Consider the following 16939-nt stretch of genomic DNA (forward strand, 5'->3'; position numbering starts at 1 on the left):
AGATGTGAATCGGTTACGCGCCGGGAATCACCGGCGGCGGATGCGGGCGCCCTACAGGCTTCGCCCTGGCCGCGCAATCCCGATATAAAGATATCTTTATATGTCACGGCGAGCCGGTCTTTGTGCGAGGCACAGCGCCATGATAGCCTCGCCCCATGCACTGGCTGTTTCTTCCGCTCGTGACGCTCGCGACACCCGCCGAACCGGCTCAGCAGCGCTACCCCCTCCCCTGCTTCTACGCCCCGCGCGGCGGCGAGCTCGACACCTTCCCGGACTGCGCGGCGCAGGACGCCGACGGCACGATCCGGCTGGCGCCGGCGCATCGGATGAAGCTCGACCATGACCGGGATGGACTGGCTACCGTCCATGTCGGCAAGAGCTTCCATTATGTCGCCCGCGACGGCCGCAGCGCGCCGGTGATGGCGATGGACAATGGCGCCGATCCCTTCGTCGACGGGCGTGCACGTTCCGAATGGAACGGCAAGATCGGCTATATCGACCGCGCGCTGCACCTGGTGATCGCGCGGCGATACGACGGGGCGATGCCGTTCGAGAAGGGTGTCGCCGAAGTTTGCATCGGATGCACGCTGACCGGGGACGGCGAGCATCACTGGTACACCGGCGGGCGGTGGCTGCGGGTGGACCGGCTTGGGCGGGAACTGGCTGGGAAGCGGTGATTTCCGCTTCCAATCCTCCGTCACCCTGAACTTGTTTCAGGGTCCAACGCGCCTCGAGCGGTATCGCTGGGGTAGAGGTGGATGCTGAAACAAGTTCAGCATGACGGAATAGAGGCTCTCCCGAAACCATCATATAAAGAATTCTTTATATCACCCTTGACGAACCACCCCGGCAGGCGGATGCTTAAGCGGTCGAGGTTCTTCCGCCGGGCCAAATCCGCGCGGAAGCTAAGACGGGAAGCCGGTGCGATTCCGGCGCTGCCCCCGCAACTGTAAGCGGCGAGCGGCGGTCCAGCATGTCACTGGGGGCAACCCTGGGAAGACGGATCGTCCGCGCTGACCCGTGAGCCAGGAGACCTGCCTTTGACGCGATAACGTCCACCGGCGGGGTGCCCGGTCTGGCCGCCTGCTTGCCGCGGCCGGGCTATTCGTTCGCGGTGCGTGTGCGTGTCCATGCCGGTCTCCCCCGCCCTTCATCGGGGTATGAAGACCATGACCGTCACTGTTGCCACGCTCGGCTTTCCGCGGATCGGTCCGCGACGCGAGCTGAAATTCGCTCTGGAGAAGTTCTGGAGCGGCAAGTCCACCGAAGCCGAACTGCTAGATTCCGCCGCGGGGCTGCGCGCCGCCGCCTGGGCCCGCCAGGCCGCGATCGGAGTCGACTGGCTGCCGTCGAACGACTTCTCCTTCTACGACCATGTGCTCGACACCAGTCTGATGCTGGGCGCGATCCCGGAGCGCTACGGCGTCGCCGCCGGCACCGCCGACCTCGGCACCTATTTCGCGATGGCGCGCGGCACGACCGGGGAGACTGGCGGCTGCGCGCATGGCCATGGCCACACCGCGCAGGAAATGACCAAATGGTTCGACACCAATTATCATTACATGGTGCCCGAGCTGGTCGCCGGGCAGAAGCTCGCCCTCTCCTCCGCCAAAATCGTCGACGAATATCGCGAGGCCAGGGCGCTCGGCTACGAGACGCGGCCGGTGCTACTCGGGCCGGTCACCTGGCTGAGCCTGGCCAAGGGCCGCGATATCGATCCCTTCGATTTCCTCGACGAAGTGCTGGGTCTCTATTCGGCGGTGCTGACCCAGCTGCAGCATGCCGGGGCCGAATGGGTGCAGATCGACGAGCCGATCCTCGTCACCGACCTGAGCGAGCGCCAGCGCGCCGCGATCACCCGCGCCTATGCCAAGCTTCCGCGCCTCGGCCTCAAGATCATGCTCGCCACCTATTTCGGGGCGCTGGAGGACAACCTCACGCTGGCGGTCAACCTGCCGGTGGCCGGGCTGCACCTCGATCTCGTCCGCGCGCCGGACCAGCTCGACAAGATACTGGTCGCTGCGCCCAAGGGACTGCTGCTGTCGCTCGGCGTGATCGACGGACGCAACATCTGGCGGGCCGACCTGGAGAGGCTGCTCGACCGGATCGAGCCGATCGCAGCGACGCGCGACCTGGTGATCGCGCCGTCCTGCTCGCTGCTCCATGTGCCGGTGGACCTGGCGCTGGAGCCGAAGCTCGACGACGAAGTGAAGCAGTGGCTCGCCTTTGCCGTGCAGAAGATCGACGAGCTGGCGACGCTCAAGGACGCGCTCAATGGCGGGCGCGAATGGGTGGCCGCGAAGCTCACCGCATCGGGTGCGGCGGCTGCGGCGCGCAAGGTCTCGCCGCGCATCCACGATCCGAAGGTCGCGGCGCGGATGGCGGCGGTTAGCGCGGCGATGCGCGAGCGGACCTCGCCCTATGCCGAGCGCACCGTGGTGCAGGCGGAGGTCCTCGACCTGCCGCCCTTCCCGACCACCACGATCGGCTCCTTCCCGCAGACCGCCGAAGTGCGCCACGCCCGGGCCGAGCATAATCGCGGCAATCTCGACAGCGCCGCATACGAACAGTTCCTGCGCGAGGAGACCGAGCGGACGATCCGCTGGCAGGAGGAAGCCGGGCTCGACATGCTGGTCCACGGCGAGTTCGAGCGGAACGATATGGTCCAGTATTTCGGCGAGCAGCTCGCCGGCTTCGCCTTCACGGTAAATGGCTGGGTCCAGTCCTATGGCTCGCGCTGCGTGCGGCCGCCGATCCTCTATGGCGATGTCTCGCGGCCTGAGCCGATGACGGTGGAGTGGTGGCGCTATGCGCAGTCGCTCACCGACAAGCCGATGAAGGGCATGCTCACCGGCCCGGTGACGATCCTCAACTGGAGCTTCGTGCGCGACGACCAGCCGCGTTCGGCATCGTGCCAGCAGATCGCGCTGGCGATCCGCGACGAAGTGCTCGACCTGGAAGCGGCTGGCTGCAAGGCGATCCAGATCGACGAAGCGGCGCTGCGCGAGGGCATGCCGCTGCGCCGGCGCGACTGGGATGCCTATCTCGACTGGGCGGTCGATGCCTTCCGCCTGACCGCGGCGGGCGTGGCTGACGCGACGCAGATCCACACCCACATGTGCTATTCGGAGTTCAACGACATCCTGCCGGCGATCGGCGCGATGGATACCGATGTGATCTCGATCGAGACCGCGCGCTCGCAGATGGAGCTGCTCGAGGGCTTCGCCGCCTATCGCTACCCGAGCGCGATCGGGCCGGGCGTGTACGACATCCACGCGCCGCGCGTGCCGACACAGGACGAGATGGTCGAACTGATGAAGCTCGCCCAGGCGCACCTCGCGCCCGAGCAATTGTGGGTGAACCCCGATTGCGGGCTCAAGACCCGCAAATGGGAGGAAGTGAAGCCGGCGATCGACGCGATGGTCGCCGCGGCACGGGCGCTGCGCGTCCGCGTGGCCGAGCCGGCCTGACAATTGGTACCGCCCGGCTGTGGTACGGTCGGGCGGTAACTCCGCCGGAAATGGTGGTACCCCAATTTTTGGGCGGTGACGAAAGCCGCGGGACCGGGCAAATCGTGGCTCGCGTCACAATCCACATTGCGAGTTCACCCATGCTCAGGTTCCTTGCGTCTGCGTTGCTCCTTTCGCTCGCCCCCAGCCTGCCTGCCCTTGCGCAGGACAGCGCCGGCATCATCCGCGATGTCGGCGACCCCGGCGGCGACGCGCGGGCCTGGGCAGCGATGATGCGCAACTATCCCGAGCAGGTGAAGGTCAACTGCTGGAAGCTCGGCTGCATGGTCATCATCAACGAGACCGCGAATTACGACGTGGTCGGCTTCTATGTCGATTCCGCCAGCCCGGGCCGCTCGCCGCGCTGGAGCGACAACCAGATGGGCAATGCGCTGGAGCCGCTGAAGGCGACGCTGCGCTTCAAGAATGGCGGGCCGAAGACCTGCGCGCTGCCGGTACGCTTCGTGCTGCGCCAGCGCGACACGCACGAGAAGATGGACGTCAACACCACCGGCAGCTTCTGCTCGACCCCGCACCAGGACACGGTGGTGCGGATCAAGGTGCTGGAAGGCAAGGTCTATGTCCGCGGCGACGACGAGACGCCGGCGGACCCGACGCACTAGGGCGTCAGGCGGTCCCCGCGCTGTTCGAGAGCAGGCGGGGATCGATGCCGGCGCCGGCAAAGGCGACTGCCCAGCGGTCCTCGGCGTCGATGTCATAGATCAGGTCGGGCGTGCCGGCGGTGTTGAACCAGCCATGGCGCGCCATCTCGCTGTCGAGCTGCCCCTCGCTCCAGCCGGCATAGCCGAGCGCGACCAGATATTTGGCGGGGCCGGTGCCCTCGGCGATCGCCCGCAGCACGTCGATCGTGCCCGACAGCGCCCAGCGGCCGTCGACATCGATCGTGTCCTGTCCGCCCCAGTCGGGCGAATGGAGGACGAAGCCGCGACGCGGCTCGACCGGGCCGCCGAAATGCACCGGCGTGTCGGGCGCGTCGCCCGGCTCGATCTCGAACTGCTTGAGCAGGTCATGGAGGGTCAGCCCCTCGATCGTGTCGCCGATGCCGATGCCGAGCGCCCCCTCATCGTCGTGCGCGCACATCGCGATCACCGCGCGTTCGAAGCGCGGATCGCCGATGCCCGGCATGGCGAGGAGGAACTGGCCGGTGAGGAAAGGTGTCGAGTCCATGCCCGATCAACGTAGCCGCACCACTTCGGCTCCGCACGCTTGAAAATCACCCGCCACAAGCCGATGGAGCGGCACGACTCATTTCCAGGAGAGAAGAATGACCATCCAGGTTGGCGACCGCATTCCCAGCGTAACCTTCGTCAAGGTGACCGAGGCTGGCCCCGACCAGATTTCCTCGGACGACTATTTCGCCGGCCGCAAGGTGGCGATCTTCTCGGTACCGGGTGCCTTCACCCCCACCTGCTCGGCCAAGCACCTGCCGGGCTTTGTCGAAAAGGCCGACGAGATCAAGGCGAAGGGCGTGGACGAGATCGCCTGCACCGCGGTCAACGACGCCTTCGTGATGGGCGCCTGGGGCAAGGCCAGCGGCGTCGAGGGCAAGGTGACGATGCTCGCCGACGGCAATGGCGATTTCCCCAAGGCGCTGGGCCTGACCATGGACGGCTCGAAGTTCGGCATGGGCACGCGCGGACAGCGTTTCTCGATGCTGGTCAATGACGGCGTGGTCGAGCAGCTCAACGTCGAGGCGCCGGGCCAGTTCGAAGTGAGCTCGGCCGAGTATCTTCTCGGCAAGCTGTGAGCCGAGTATCTTCTCGGCAAGCTGTGAGCTGAACACGGCAGCGTAACGGAACCTTGGAAGGCTCGCCGGAGTTGATCTGGCGAGCTTTTCAGAAAGGGACCGACATGGCCGATACCGAAACCGCCAACGCACTTCCCGAGACCGTCGCCGAAGCCAGGGACGAGGCGAAGAGCTTCCTCGCCCAGGCGCAGGAAGCGATCGGCGACGCAGTCGATGCGACCGTCAATGCGGTGAAGGAGCATCCGATCGCCGCGGCCGGCATCGCCGCCGGAGTCGCTGCCGCAGTGGGCGGTGCCGCCTATGCCGCCACCCAGCTGGGCGGCGACAAGGAACCCGCGGCCAAGCCGGCCAAGAAATAAGCCGGAAAAAATTCCTCCCCTATGGGGAGGGCCAGCCTGGGCCGGGGCTTGCCTCGGCCCATGGTCTTGCCAGAGTCATTTTTGGCGCTTAGCCCTGCAAGATGACTCAAGCATCCGACATCGTCGCCGATCTCGAGCGCCTCTACAACGCCTCGGTCGATCGCCTCAAAGCCGCCCTGAACCGCTATATCAGCGAAGGCACGCCGCCGAGCCCGGAAGACCGGACCGACGGCAGCTTCGCCTATCCCGAGCTGCGCGTCACCTATCGCGGCGGCACCGACCGCAACCGCCCCACCCCGCGCCGCTCGTTCGGCCGGCTGGTCGAGGAAGGCGAGTATCGCATCTCGGTCACCCGCCCGGCGATGTTCAGCCGCTACCTGATCGAGCAGCTGACCTTCCTGATCGAGGACTATGACGTCGAGGTCCATGCCGTCACCGGGCGGCAGGAGATCCCCTTCCCCTATGTGCTCGATCCCGGCCACATCGCGGCGATGGACCAGATCTCGGTCACCGAGCTGGGCCGTCACTTCCCGGCGACCGAGCTGGCGCATATCGGCGACGAGATCGCCGACGGGCTGTGGATGTCCTCGGACTCGACTCGGCCGCTCGCGCTGTTCGACGGGCTGCGCACCGATTTCTCGCTCGCCCGCCTGCGCCACTATACCGGCACCCCGGTCGAGCATTTCCAGCAATACATCCTGTTCACCAACTATCACCGCTATGTCGACGAGTTCGTCCGCTGGGCGGTCGACCAGCTCGGTGAGGGCTCGCGCTTCACCGGGGTCTCGGGCGCGGGCGGCCTCCTGGTCGAGGCCGGGGACGATACCGACCGGCTGCTCAACGACACCTCGGCGTGGCGTCGCCACCAGATGCCCGCCTATCACCTGATGGCGAAGGACGGCTCGGGCATCACGCTGGTCAACATCGGCGTCGGCCCGTCCAACGCCAAGACGATCACCGATCACCTCGCGGTGCTGCGCCCCGAGGCCTGGCTGATGATCGGGCATTGCGGCGGCCTGCGCCCGAGCCAGCGGATCGGCGACTATGTCCTCGCCCACGCCTATCTGCGCGACGACCACATCATGGACGACGTGCTGCCGCCGGAGATCCCGATCCCGGCCATCGCCGAAGTCCAGCTCGCCCTCGCCCGCGCCGCCGGTACCATCTCCGGCCAGTCGGGCGACGAGCTCAAGCAGCGGCTGCGCACCGGCACGATCGTCACCACCGACGACCGCAACTGGGAGCTGCGCTACTCGCAATCGGCGCTGCGCTTCTCGCTCAGCCGCGCGGTCGGCATCGACATGGAGAGCGCCACGCTCGCCGCCCAGGGCTATCGCTTCCGCGTGCCCTACGGCACGCTGCTCTGCGTCTCGGACAAGCCGCTCCACGGCGAGCTCAAGCTGCCGGGCCAGGCGAACCTGTTCTACGAGCGCGCGATCGCCGAGCACCTCAAGATCGGCATCGAGACCTGCGAGGAGCTGCGCCGCGAAGGCGCCAAGCTCCACTCCCGCAAGCTGCGCGCGTTCAACGAGCCGCCGTTCCGGTAAGGCTGTCCGCCGTCATCCTTCCTTCGGGTAGGATGACGGGACCGGGCGGACAGCTTATCTCGGCGGTGCGTTCAGCCCTGTTGAGGAGAGTCACCATGATCGACCCCGAGGAACAGCCCGAAGCCGAGGCGCCGCACGCGCACCAGTCCGACGGCACCGACAGCTCAGCCGAATGGGACGCGCAGATCGCCGACGAGGGCATGATCCCCGACAGCGACCCGCCGGCCTGAGCCGCCGCCGCGTCACCGGCAAGGGCCGGGGCGCCACCGCGCCGCGATCCGCGGCTAGGGCGTGAGCGCGAACTCCGCCATGACGCTCGCCTCAACCCGCACGAAGCCGGGCTTGGCGGGTTCCGTCCGCAGGCGATAGGGCGGCGCGCTGGCTTCGAGCATGCGCGCGAGCGCCGGCGGCGTCAGCTGCCCCGCCTCATCGATGAGGACGAGGCGAACCGCCTTCAGGCCGAGCGACGCGGCATAGGCATCCGCGTCTGCCCGTGCGGCGGTGACCGCCCGCGTCTTGGCCTGGCGGCGCGCGGCCGCTTCATCGGCAAGCTTGTATTGTTCTGTACCCAGGCTGATCGTCGAAGCGGCGAGCAACCGGCGCAGCTCCGCAAGCTGGTCGGCATTGGCGAGCGTGACTGTATAGCCGCCCGTGGCATTGGGCCGCCGCACGGGTGGCGGCGGCATGGTGATGCGCGGCGTGGTCACGATCGGCGGCGCCAGGCGCGCGCCGGATGAGGATGCCGGCGGCGGCGGTGGCGGCGGCGGGGCCTTTACGGTCGGCACGGTGAGAATGCTCGTCGTCGGCAGGAGAGCCGTCGGCCTCGGCTCCCGGACAAGCGCGCTCGCCGGCAGGCCGAGCTTCGCGACCGCACGGGCAAGCGCGTCGTAATTGGCCGCCAGGGCAACATCCGCCTCGGCCTGGCTCTCGCCGTCCTTCCAGAAGGTGCCGGTGACCACAATCGAGCTGGCCGGCGCTTCATATTGCCCGGTGCCGACGATCCGCACCCGCACTTCCTGCGATGCCGCGGGCTGCACCGCCGCGACGAAAGGCAGCGCCATCAGCGCTGCGAAAACCAGGCGAATCGACATGAACCCCTCCCTGCGATGCGCATAGCCTAGCGCATCGCAGGGGTAGTGGAATGGCCGTATTTCAAGGCTTACCAGCCCTGGGGCTGGCCCTTGTTCTGCTCGTCGAGCCACTTCTTCAGCGGGGCGAAATATTCCGCCATCGCCTTGCCCGACATCTCGCGCGAGCCGGTGAATTCCTGCAGCGCGTCCGGCCAGGGCTTGGACGCGCCCATCGCCAGCATCTTGTCGAGCTTCGCGCCCACTTCCTTGTTGCCGTAGAAGGAACAGCGATGGAGCGGGCCCTTCCAGCCGGCCTGGTCGCACGCCGCCTTGTAGAACTGGAACTGGAGCACCCGCGCCAGGAAGTAGCGCGTATAGGGCGTGGTCGCCGGGATGTGGAACTTGGCGCCCGGATCGAAGCGGGTCTCGTCGCGCGCCACCGGCGGCACGATGCCCTGATATTGCAGGCGCAGCTTGTCCCAGCCGGCCTGGTAGCCGTTCGTCGGGATCTGGCCCGAGAACACGCCCCAGCGCCACTTGTCGACCAGCAGGCCGAACGGCAGGAACGCCACCTTGTCCATCGCCTGGCGGAGCAACAGGCCGATGTCCTTGTCCGCGCTCGGCACCTGCGACTTGTCGAGCAGGCCGATCTGGACGAGGTAGTCCGGCGTGATCGACAGTGCGATGAAGTCGCCGATCGCCTCGTGGAAGCCGTCATTCGCGCCGTCGAGGTACAGGGTCGACTGCTTGTTGTAGGCGCGCTGATAATAGTTGTGGCCGAGCTCGTGGTGGATGGTCACGAAGTCGTCGGCATTGACCTTGATGCACATCTTGATGCGCAGGTCGTCGACATTGTCGATGTCCCAGGCCGAGGCATGGCAGACGACTTCGCGGTCCGCCGGCTTCACGAACTGCGAGCGCTCCCAGAAGGTGCCCGGCAGCGGCGCGAAGCCGAGCGACGAGTAGAAGCCCTCGCCGGCCTTCACCATCTTGAGATGGTCATAGCCCTTGGCCTTGAGCAGCTCGCCGACGTCATAGCCGACGCTGCCGGCGCCGGCGGGCGCCACAATGTCGTAGATATTGCCCCATTCCTGCGCCCACATGTTGCCGAGCAGGTCGGCGCGGATCGGGCCCTTGGCGGGCTGGACGGCGCTGCCATATTTCTCGTTGAGCTTGCGGCGCACATAGGTGTGCAGCGCGATGTAGAGCGGCTTGAGGTCGTTCCAGATCTTGTCGGTGGTCGCGGCGAAGGCGGCCGGATCCATGTCGTATCCCGAACGCCACATCGCGCCGACATCGTCATAGCCGAGGCCCGTCGCGCCCTTGTTGGCGATGCCGACCAGCTTGGCATAGTCGCCGCGCATCGGCGCGCCGACATTGTCGTTCCAGCTGACCCACATTTCCTTGAGCTTGGCGGGATCGCGCTCCTCGCCCATCGCCGCCTCGATGTCCGATCCGTTGATCGGCTTGCCGTTCAGCGTGCCCTTGCCCGCGCCATAGATGCCGGTGATCTTGGCCGAGAGGCCGGCCAGCTCCTCCGCCGCGCCCGGGGTGGTCGGCGCCGGCAGCACGATCTTGTTGCGGAGCATCGCGAGCTTGCGACTGGTATCATAGTCGAGGCCCGGCACATTGGCATACTTGGCCGCACCCAGCGCGAGATCGACCTGCAGCGACGTGAGCTTGGCGCCCTCGCGCGCGGTCATCGCCTCGGTGTCCTGGTTGATATAGGTGCTGTACACCCAGTCGGCGCGCGCGGCGACGACGCCCTGGGCGCCGAGCTTCGCCTCGGCATCGGCGACGAACGCCTTGGCCTCTGCAGCGGTCGGCGTCTTGTCCTGCGCACCTGCTGGCGCGACGACTAGGGCGGCCGCAAGCGCGAGCGCCGAAATACCGGTACGGATCATGGGAAGGCCCCTCTTATATCTGGATGGGGCCGACGATGGAGATGCGTTCCCGGGCGGTCAAGCCGCGAAGAAATCGGCGATCGCGCGCCCCAGCTCCGGCCGGGTGACGGCGCTCATGTGGTTGCCTGGAATCTCGACGAAGGTGGCGTTGGGCAGCAGGTCGGCAAGTTCATGCGCCGAGCCGTTATGATCGTCCTCCACGCCGGCGACGACCAAGGTCTCCTCGGTCAGCCGGGCGAGATGCGCTTCCTGGGTATCGACAAAGGTGTCGAGCACCGGCAGCAGCGCCAGCGGATCGGCCTTGGAGGTCTTGAGGAAAGCTTCGGTCAGCCATTCGCTCGAGCCGCGCTCGAAGGTCCCGAGATTGGTGAGCACGCGGCGGAAATAAGTGCCGGTGCGCGAGGCGGCGGTGAGGCCCGAAAGCCCCATGCCGGCGAGCATCACCTTGCGCGGCGTGGCGCCGCCGTCGACGATCATCCGCACCGTGGTGCGCGCGCCGAGCGAATAGCCGCCCAGGTCATAGTCGGTGAGGCCCAGATGCTCGACCAGCGCCAGGCCGTCACGCGCGGTCACATCCGGCGGATAGCTGGCGGCATCGTGCGGCGCAGCGCTCATTCCGTGCCCGCGCAGATCGGGCATGATCACCCGGAAGCCCTTCTCCGCGAGCCTGGCGGCATGGCCGTACTTGATCCAGTTGATCTCCGCGGTGGAGGCATAGCCGTGGATCAGCACCGCATCGCGCCCCTCGCCCATCACATGCCAGGCAAGCTCGGCGCCGTCGAAGCTGGTGAAGCGATGCGTTTCAATCGGGAAGTCGGCCAACTTTATCCATCCAGCGTTTGACGAGGCTCGGGTTCTCGTCGGTCCGTGATGCCGGCAGGTGGCTCGTGTCAAGCCACGCCCGGTGCCAGCTTTCGCATCCCGAATGCTCGGTGGGGACGAAACCGTCCGGATCGTCGAAGCTGCCGACAGTCAGGTCGAGCCGGTCATGGCCGTGCGCTTCATAGGTCAGCGGCGTGCCGCACTGGTAGCAGAAGCCGCGCCGGGCGATCGGGGAAGACGGGTAGCGCTCGGGCTCGCGCTCCCAGCGGACATCGGCTTTGGCGACATTCTTGAACGCGATCGAGACGCCGCCGGTGGCGCGCTGGCACATGCGGCAATGGCAGAGATAGGCCTCGTCGTCACGCACCGTCACCGAATAGCGCACCCGGCCGCACTGGCAGCCGCCGGTCATTTCCGTCTCCATGGTCCCTCTCCGTTCGTCGTCTCTGTGTCTCTTCGTCCCCACACGACGTCATCCCCGCGCAGGCGGGGATGACGGAAGGATGATTGCAGCCAACGCAATTGCCGCATCGCACAATGCACTCTGGTTGCAGATTGCAATCTATAAGTGTGCTTATTATGTGCGCGCTATGACGGAGAGTCTTGGATTCCTCTTGAGCGATACCGCTCGCCTGTTGCGCCGCCGTTTCGACGAGCGCGCGCGTAGCAGCGGCGCGAGCGTGGCGCAGTGGCGCGCGCTCAAGATCCTCTCGCGCCAGCCCGGCCTCAACCAGGGCCAGTTGGCCGAGCAGCTCGAAGTCGAGCCGATCACCGCGTGCCGGATGGTCGACCGGCTGGAGGAGGCCGGTTTCGTCGAGCGCCGCCGCGATCCCGCCGATCGCCGCGCCTGGCGGATCCACCTCACCGACAAGGCCGATCCGGTGCTCGACGAGCTCCAGGAGCTGGCCGGGGTGATGATCGAAGACGCGCTTCAGGGGTTGAGCTCCGTGCAGCGTGAAGAACTGGTCGGATCGCTCCAGGCGATCCGCGCGAACCTGAGCAACGTTCAAGAGGGCAAAGAGGCCGCAAATGGCTGACGCAGATCCCAAGATCGAGAAGTCCGAAGAGACCAGGATCACCATCCCGACCGAGGGTACGACCGTGCCCGAGGCGCCGGAGGCACCGGCCAGGCCGAAGCGCGGGCTGCTGCGTCCGCTGCTGATGTTCGGCGTGCCGGCGATCCTGCTCGCTATCGTGGGCTATTTCTACTTCACCGGCGGCCACAGCGTGTCGACCGACAATGCCTATGTGCAGCAGGACAAGAGCTCGGTCTCGACCGACGTCGCCGGGCGCATCGTCTATGTCGGGGTGAAGGAGAACCAGGCGGTCAAGGCGGGCGACGTGCTGTTCCGCATCGATCCCGAGCCCTACAAGATCGCGGTGGCCCAGGCCCAGGCCGCGATCGCCGCGGCGCAGGTGCAGCTCAATACCGACCAGGTGAGCTTCCAGGGCAAGGGCGCCGACATCCAGGCGGCGCAGGACGCGATCCAGAACGCCCAGGAGAATTACGACCGGCAGAACGCGCTGATGAAGCAGGGCTTCACGACACGGGCGAACTTCCAGTCGGCCCAGCATGCGCTCGAGCAGGCACGTGCCCAGCTGCAGAATGCCCAGGCCAGTGCCAATGAGGCGCGGGCCAAGATAGCCACTGGCGCCGCGGTGCCGGGCGAGAACCCGCAAATCGCGGCGGCGCGGGTGCAGCTGAGCAAGGCGCTGCTCGACCTGCAGCGCACCACCGTGGTCGCGCCGGTCAGCGGCGTGGTCAGCCAGACCAAGAGCCTCCAGGTGGGCCAGCAGATGATCACCGGCCTCGCGGCGGTGACGATCGTCTCGGACAAGCCGGCATGGGTCGATGCGAACTTCAAGGAGACCGATCTCAACAAGATGCGGGTCGGCCAGTGCGCGATTGTCGGCTTCGATGCCTATCCGGGCCTCGAGCTGCGAGGGCATGTCGAATCCCTCGGCGCAGGCACCGGCAGCGAATTTTCCGTCCTCCCGGCCCAGAATGCCAACGGCAATTGGGTGAAGGTGACGCAGCGCGTGCCGGTACGCATCGCGATCGACGAGAAGAGCCCGCGCGCGCTGATCGCCGGCATCTCGGCCGACGTAAAGGTCGTGTTCAACGGCCCCTGCAAGTAACATGGCGTCGGCAGCCCCCGGCCGCGCCACCAGGGCGGGTGAGGCGTCTCCCTCTACGCCTCCCCGCCCGCAAGCCGCCCCCCCATCGGGGGGCGGCGCAGCACTGCCCGTAAAGTACAAGGGCTTGCTGACCCTCGGCGTCATGATGGCGACGATCATGCAGATCCTCGACACGACAATCGCCAACGTCGCCATCCCGCACATGCAGGCGTCGCTCGGCGCCACGCGCGACACGATCAACTGGGTGCTGACCAGCTATATCGTCGCCTCGGCCATCGCGATCCCGATCACCGGCTGGCTCTCCGACCGGATCGGCTCGCGCAACCTCTTCCTGATCTCCACCGTCGGCTTCGTCATCGCCTCCGCGATGTGCGGCGCGGCGCAGACGCTGGAGGAGATGGTCGCCTTCCGCATCCTGCAGGGCATCACCGCGGCGTTCCTCAACCCGCTGAGCCAGACGGTGATGCTCGACATCAACAAGCCCGAGGACCAGCCCAAGGCGATGTCGATCTGGGGCATGGGCATCATGGTCGGCCCGATCATGGGCCCGCTGATCGGCGGCTATCTTACCGACAATTTCGACTGGCGCTGGGTGTTCTACGTCAACCTGCCGGTGGGCGTGGTGTGCTTCGCGATCCTCTGGTGGCTCCTCCCCTCGCGACCGATCCGCAAGCGCCAGTTCGACGCATTCGGCTTCTCGCTGCTCGCCATCGCCATCGCCTCGCTCCAGCTGATGCTCGATCGCGGGCAGGACCAGGACTGGTTCTCCTCCACCGAGATCTGGGTCGAGATGCTGGTGTCGATCATCGCCTTCTGGATGTTCTTCGTCCACCTGTTCACCGGCAAGAACCCGATGTTCGAGCGCGAGCTGTGGAAGCATCGCAACCTCGTCACCGGCATCTTCTTCATGATGGTGATCGGCCTGGTGATGATGGCGACGATGGCGCTGCTGCCGCCGATGCTGCAGAGCCTGTACGGCTATTCGGTGTTCGACACCGGCCTGTTGCTGATGCCGCGCGGCGTGGGCGTGATGATCACGATGTTCGCCGGCGCGCAGCTGATCCAGCGCGGCTGGCTCGATCCGCGCTGGTCCGTTGGCATCGGCCTGGCGATCGCGGCGGTCTCGCTGTGGGAGATGTCGGGCTGGACGATCGAGATGGGCAGCACGCCCTTCATCGTCTCGGGCTTCGTCCAGGGCCTGGGCCTTGGCCTGGTGTTCATGCCGCTGAACGGCCTGGCCTTTGCCGGCCTGCCCCCGCATTTCCGCACCGAGGGATCGAGCCTGCTCAACCTGACCCGCAATATCGGTGCGTCGGTGGGCATCTCGGCGGTGAGCGCGATCCTGGCGCAGAATATCCAGCGCAGCCACCAGTATCTGGGCGAGCACGTCACCGCGACGACCATGAACGGCATGGGCTCGCTGATCCAGGGCATGGGCCAGCAGGGCGCGATGATCACCGGCATGATGGACGCCGAAGTGAACCGCCAGGCGGCGATGATCGCCTATCTCAACGACTTCTGGCTGATGGCGATCGTGACCGCGATCAGCGTGCCGCTGGTGGTGCTGCTGCAGAAGCCGGGCGGGAAAGTGGAGAATGATCCGGCTGCGGCGGGGCACTGAGCTCCGCCCGCCGGAAAGGCTGCGGCTTCACATAGGCCAGGCTGCGCCACGCCCATTCGAGCGGGCCGCTGACGAAGTGGCGCATCCATAGATTGGCGAAGGCGACCAGTGCGACGATCCCGATCGTCGAGATCGCCGCCATCTCGGCCCAGCCGAACCGGCCCCACAGGTTGAAACCCCAGGGCGCGAACAGGATGTACATCCCGACGATCTGCTGGAGGAAGTAGAGCGAGAAGGCCATGCGGCCGGGCGCCTTGAACAAGCCCAGCACCGCTGCGCCGCTCCGGCTCTTCACCGCCAGATTGACCAGCGCGAGATGGCCGAGGCCGATCGCCATCCGGGCGAACTCGCCGGTGATCCACAAGCTGCGCGGACCGGGCGAGAAGCTGAGCGTCTCGGCCAGCCCGATCCAGCGCGCGGTGAGCCCGAACCCGTAGCCAGCGACCATCAGCAACAGGTAGAAACGCGCGCTCCTGAGGCCCTGGATCACGCCCCATTTCCACAGCGCGACGCCGATCAGCATCGTGCAAAACGCCTCGAGCACATCCCAGACCAGCCATTCGCTGGCGAGATAGCTCCAGTAGCGCCACGCATTCTTGGCATAGGGGAGCCAACCGCCCTGATGCGCCGCATGCTCGCGGGCGACTGCCTGGACATCGGGCGCATGGGTTTCGAGCTTGCGCCATTCGGTCAGCGCCGCTGCGTCGCCCGCCTCGACCTTCTGCACCAGCTCGGTTCGCGCGACATATTCGCGCGCGCCATATTCGGGGATGCCGAGCCCGGTAAACACCGCCCAGCCGAGCCCCAACACAACCAGCGTCTTTGGCCCCAACGTGCGGAACGGGAACAGGAACAGCGCGGCGAGCGCGTAGATGTGGAGGATATCGCCCGGCCAGAGCAGCACGAACACGTCGAACAGCCCGAACGCCAGCAGCCACAGGTTCCGGCGATAATAGAGGTCGGCGACCGCGACCGGCCCGTCGGGCTCCATCGCCTTGCGCGCCAACACCATCATGCCCGCGCCGAACAGGAATTCGAGCAGGCACCGCTGGGTGCCGGCGAAGAACAGGTTCACCGCCCACCAGGCATCGCGGTCCGCCGCGCTCCAGCCGATCAGCCGGACATCGGCCGAGAAGGTCCAGACGCTGGCGGCCATGTACGGCACATTGATGTAGAATATGCCGAGGATCGCCAGCCCGCGCAGCATGTCGAGCACATCGATGCGGGCCTTGCCCCGCACCGGCGCCAATTCGGCATTGCCCGTTTCCACCACGCGTTGCGACCCACCCCAGAGAAGGGACCGGTCTAACCTGGATCAGTCAATTCCACGTAAATATCGGGCTTCGTCGTGCGCGGGTCGGCGCCGGTCGAAGCAGCTCGCGAATGTCACCGATCGGCGCTATCATCGCACCCTTATGGAGGGGATGCTTATGTTGGGACGCGGACTTGCCCTGGCTTCGGCCGCACTGCTGCTGGGTGCTGCCGGCGCACCTCGCCCTGCCCCCATCGAGCAGCTCGACGTCGCGCTGCACGAACTCACCCCCAATGGCGGCGACTTCACCCTGGCCACCATCCCGGCCGACGAGCGCGGTGTCTTCGCCCGCGCACGGGTGGACCGCATCGAAGTGGATCCCGACGCACTCGCGCTGGTCGAGGACAAGCAGAGTGCCCGTGCGCTCGCCGCGCTGCTGCTCAGCTATTATGCGATGCCCGATCCTGCCCGCGTGACCACCAGCCCGTCGCGCGTCGGCACCATGGCTGCGGCGGCGGGTGCGATCCTGCTTGGCACCAAGGTGATCGATCCGGTCGACAAGAAGGCTTATCGCGACGACGAGCGCGCCCTTCCCGCCCTGCAGCTCGGCTGGTTCCTGCCGCCGCGTGAAGGCCCGGAGGATGGCGCGATCCGCGCATCGCGGATGGTCGCGATGCTCAACAAGGCCGGCGGCTGCTCGGGCCCGCTCGCCGATGTGCTGGACAGTGCCGAGAAGCTCGGCAACCACGAGGCGACCGACCTCGCCCGGCGCGTGCGCAAGGACCTGGGCCGTTCGATCTACCCGCCCGACTATAGCTGCGGCGGCTGATTTCCGCCGCGACGGCACGCGCAACAAATTATTACACTTGCGTAACTTCGCACCCGCAACATGTAACCGTGTAACCGCCCTATAATGATGGAAATTCCGCTTTTTCCTGCGCCATCCTG

At 66.6% G+C, this 16939-nt stretch carries 17 protein-coding genes and 1 riboswitch; of the genes, 11 read left to right on the forward strand and 6 right to left on the reverse strand.

Annotated elements, in window-relative coordinates; translation table 11 throughout:
• Positions 1-155 precede the first annotated feature (155 nt).
• The 3 genes from AC1RJ5_RS04385 to AC1RJ5_RS04395 all read left to right on the forward strand — a co-directional run bounded on the left by AC1RJ5_RS04385 (position 156) and on the right by AC1RJ5_RS04395 (position 4132).
• Complete coding sequence (locus AC1RJ5_RS04385) at positions 156-677, forward strand: WG repeat-containing protein (protein WP_493111910.1); 522 nt, start codon at positions 156-158, stop codon at positions 675-677.
• A 178-nt stretch (positions 678-855) separates the two neighbouring features.
• Positions 856-1056: riboswitch (cobalamin riboswitch) on the forward strand.
• Between the two features lie 113 nt (positions 1057-1169).
• Positions 1170-3470 (forward strand): 5-methyltetrahydropteroyltriglutamate--homocysteine S-methyltransferase, encoded by a 2301-nt coding sequence (gene metE, locus AC1RJ5_RS04390; protein WP_493114640.1) that lies wholly within the window; start codon positions 1170-1172, stop codon positions 3468-3470.
• 140 nt (positions 3471-3610) lie between these two features.
• A complete protein-coding gene (locus tag AC1RJ5_RS04395) occupies positions 3611-4132 on the forward strand; it encodes a hypothetical protein (protein ID WP_269574941.1) in 522 nt (173 codons plus the stop codon).
• Positions 4133-4136: 4 nt separating this feature from the next.
• Here the strand turns inward: AC1RJ5_RS04395 and AC1RJ5_RS04400 are convergent, their stop codons facing one another.
• Positions 4137-4697: a YqgE/AlgH family protein gene (locus tag AC1RJ5_RS04400; protein WP_269574940.1), complete on the reverse strand. Its 561-nt coding sequence runs from the start codon at positions 4695-4697 to the stop codon at positions 4137-4139.
• Positions 4698-4794: 97 nt separating this feature from the next.
• On the opposite strand from AC1RJ5_RS04400, the gene AC1RJ5_RS04405 reads away from it, so the two are divergent.
• The 4 genes from AC1RJ5_RS04405 to AC1RJ5_RS04420 all read left to right on the forward strand — a co-directional run bounded on the left by AC1RJ5_RS04405 (position 4795) and on the right by AC1RJ5_RS04420 (position 7413).
• Positions 4795-5277: a peroxiredoxin gene (locus tag AC1RJ5_RS04405; protein WP_493111913.1), complete on the forward strand. Its 483-nt coding sequence runs from the start codon at positions 4795-4797 to the stop codon at positions 5275-5277.
• Positions 5278-5381: 104 nt separating this feature from the next.
• On the forward strand, positions 5382-5636 hold the full coding sequence (locus AC1RJ5_RS04410; protein ID WP_269574939.1) for a hypothetical protein: 255 nt from the start codon (positions 5382-5384) through the stop codon (positions 5634-5636).
• 101 nt (positions 5637-5737) lie between these two features.
• A complete protein-coding gene (locus tag AC1RJ5_RS04415; protein ID WP_269574938.1) occupies positions 5738-7183 on the forward strand; it encodes an AMP nucleosidase in 1446 nt (481 codons plus the stop codon).
• A 95-nt stretch (positions 7184-7278) separates the two neighbouring features.
• Entirely contained in the window at positions 7279-7413 is a 135-nt protein-coding gene (locus AC1RJ5_RS04420; protein WP_260396061.1) for a hypothetical protein, read from the forward strand.
• Positions 7414-7467: 54 nt separating this feature from the next.
• On the opposite strand, the gene AC1RJ5_RS04425 is transcribed toward AC1RJ5_RS04420, so the two are convergent.
• The 4 genes from AC1RJ5_RS04425 to AC1RJ5_RS04440 form a co-directional block, all read right to left on the reverse strand.
• Entirely contained in the window at positions 7468-8274 is an 807-nt protein-coding gene (locus tag AC1RJ5_RS04425; RefSeq protein WP_493111916.1) for an SIMPL domain-containing protein, read from the reverse strand.
• Between the two features lie 68 nt (positions 8275-8342).
• The gene (locus AC1RJ5_RS04430) at positions 8343-10157 is read right to left on the reverse strand and encodes a M2 family metallopeptidase (RefSeq protein ID WP_493111918.1); all 1815 of its coding nucleotides are present in this window, start codon (positions 10155-10157) and stop codon (positions 8343-8345) included.
• A 57-nt stretch (positions 10158-10214) separates the two neighbouring features.
• Positions 10215-10979: an alpha/beta fold hydrolase gene (locus AC1RJ5_RS04435; RefSeq protein ID WP_269574935.1), complete on the reverse strand. Its 765-nt coding sequence runs from the start codon at positions 10977-10979 to the stop codon at positions 10215-10217.
• On the reverse strand, positions 10960-11403 hold the full coding sequence (locus tag AC1RJ5_RS04440) for a GFA family protein (protein WP_269574934.1): 444 nt from the start codon (positions 11401-11403) through the stop codon (positions 10960-10962). Before AC1RJ5_RS04440 ends, AC1RJ5_RS04435 begins: the two co-directional genes overlap by 20 nt.
• A 190-nt stretch (positions 11404-11593) precedes the next feature.
• On the opposite strand from AC1RJ5_RS04440, the gene AC1RJ5_RS04445 reads away from it, so the two are divergent.
• The 3 genes from AC1RJ5_RS04445 to AC1RJ5_RS04455 all read left to right on the forward strand — a co-directional run bounded on the left by AC1RJ5_RS04445 (position 11594) and on the right by AC1RJ5_RS04455 (position 14739).
• Positions 11594-12016, forward strand: a complete 423-nt coding sequence (locus AC1RJ5_RS04445; RefSeq protein ID WP_269574933.1) for a MarR family winged helix-turn-helix transcriptional regulator — start codon at positions 11594-11596, stop codon at positions 12014-12016.
• The gene (locus tag AC1RJ5_RS04450) at positions 12009-13118 is read left to right on the forward strand and encodes an HlyD family secretion protein (protein ID WP_493111921.1); all 1110 of its coding nucleotides are present in this window, start codon (positions 12009-12011) and stop codon (positions 13116-13118) included. Before AC1RJ5_RS04445 ends, AC1RJ5_RS04450 begins: the two co-directional genes overlap by 8 nt.
• A 124-nt stretch (positions 13119-13242) precedes the next feature.
• Positions 13243-14739 (forward strand): DHA2 family efflux MFS transporter permease subunit, encoded by a 1497-nt coding sequence (locus tag AC1RJ5_RS04455; protein WP_493111923.1) that lies wholly within the window; start codon positions 13243-13245, stop codon positions 14737-14739.
• On the opposite strand, the gene AC1RJ5_RS04460 is transcribed toward AC1RJ5_RS04455, so the two are convergent.
• Entirely contained in the window at positions 14663-16009 is a 1347-nt protein-coding gene (locus AC1RJ5_RS04460) for a DUF418 domain-containing protein (RefSeq protein ID WP_493111925.1), read from the reverse strand. The genes AC1RJ5_RS04455 and AC1RJ5_RS04460 overlap by 77 nt on opposite strands.
• Positions 16010-16169: 160 nt before the next feature.
• Here AC1RJ5_RS04460 and AC1RJ5_RS04465 point away from each other — a divergent pair, with 160 nt between their 5' ends.
• Positions 16170-16820 carry a hypothetical protein gene (locus AC1RJ5_RS04465; protein WP_493111927.1) on the forward strand — a complete coding sequence of 217 codons (651 nt, stop codon included), beginning with the start codon at positions 16170-16172 and terminating at the stop codon, positions 16818-16820.
• Positions 16821-16939 lie beyond the last annotated feature (119 nt).

The organism is Sphingomonas sp. GW822-FHT03G08 (genome assembly GCF_058801135.1).

Excerpts from the sequence above, each read along its gene's own strand:
- AC1RJ5_RS04385 (WP_493111910.1), top strand. The coding sequence starts at position 156 with ATGCACTGGCTGTTTCTTCCGCTCGTGACGCTCGCGACACCCGCCGAA.
- metE (WP_493114640.1), top strand. The coding sequence starts at position 1,170 with ATGACCGTCACTGTTGCCACGCTCGGCTTTCCGCGGATCGGTCCGCGA.
- AC1RJ5_RS04395 (WP_269574941.1), top strand. The coding sequence starts at position 3,611 with ATGCTCAGGTTCCTTGCGTCTGCGTTGCTCCTTTCGCTCGCCCCCAGC.
- AC1RJ5_RS04400 (WP_269574940.1), bottom strand. The coding sequence starts at position 4,697 with ATGGACTCGACACCTTTCCTCACCGGCCAGTTCCTCCTCGCCATGCCG.
- AC1RJ5_RS04405 (WP_493111913.1), top strand. The coding sequence starts at position 4,795 with ATGACCATCCAGGTTGGCGACCGCATTCCCAGCGTAACCTTCGTCAAG.
- AC1RJ5_RS04410 (WP_269574939.1), top strand. The coding sequence starts at position 5,382 with ATGGCCGATACCGAAACCGCCAACGCACTTCCCGAGACCGTCGCCGAA.
- AC1RJ5_RS04415 (WP_269574938.1), top strand. The coding sequence starts at position 5,738 with ATGACTCAAGCATCCGACATCGTCGCCGATCTCGAGCGCCTCTACAAC.
- AC1RJ5_RS04420 (WP_260396061.1), top strand. The coding sequence starts at position 7,279 with ATGATCGACCCCGAGGAACAGCCCGAAGCCGAGGCGCCGCACGCGCAC.
- AC1RJ5_RS04425 (WP_493111916.1), bottom strand. The coding sequence starts at position 8,274 with ATGTCGATTCGCCTGGTTTTCGCAGCGCTGATGGCGCTGCCTTTCGTC.
- AC1RJ5_RS04430 (WP_493111918.1), bottom strand. The coding sequence starts at position 10,157 with ATGATCCGTACCGGTATTTCGGCGCTCGCGCTTGCGGCCGCCCTAGTC.
- AC1RJ5_RS04440 (WP_269574934.1), bottom strand. The coding sequence starts at position 11,403 with ATGGAGACGGAAATGACCGGCGGCTGCCAGTGCGGCCGGGTGCGCTAT.
- AC1RJ5_RS04450 (WP_493111921.1), top strand. The coding sequence starts at position 12,009 with ATGGCTGACGCAGATCCCAAGATCGAGAAGTCCGAAGAGACCAGGATC.
- AC1RJ5_RS04465 (WP_493111927.1), top strand. The coding sequence starts at position 16,170 with ATGTTGGGACGCGGACTTGCCCTGGCTTCGGCCGCACTGCTGCTGGGT.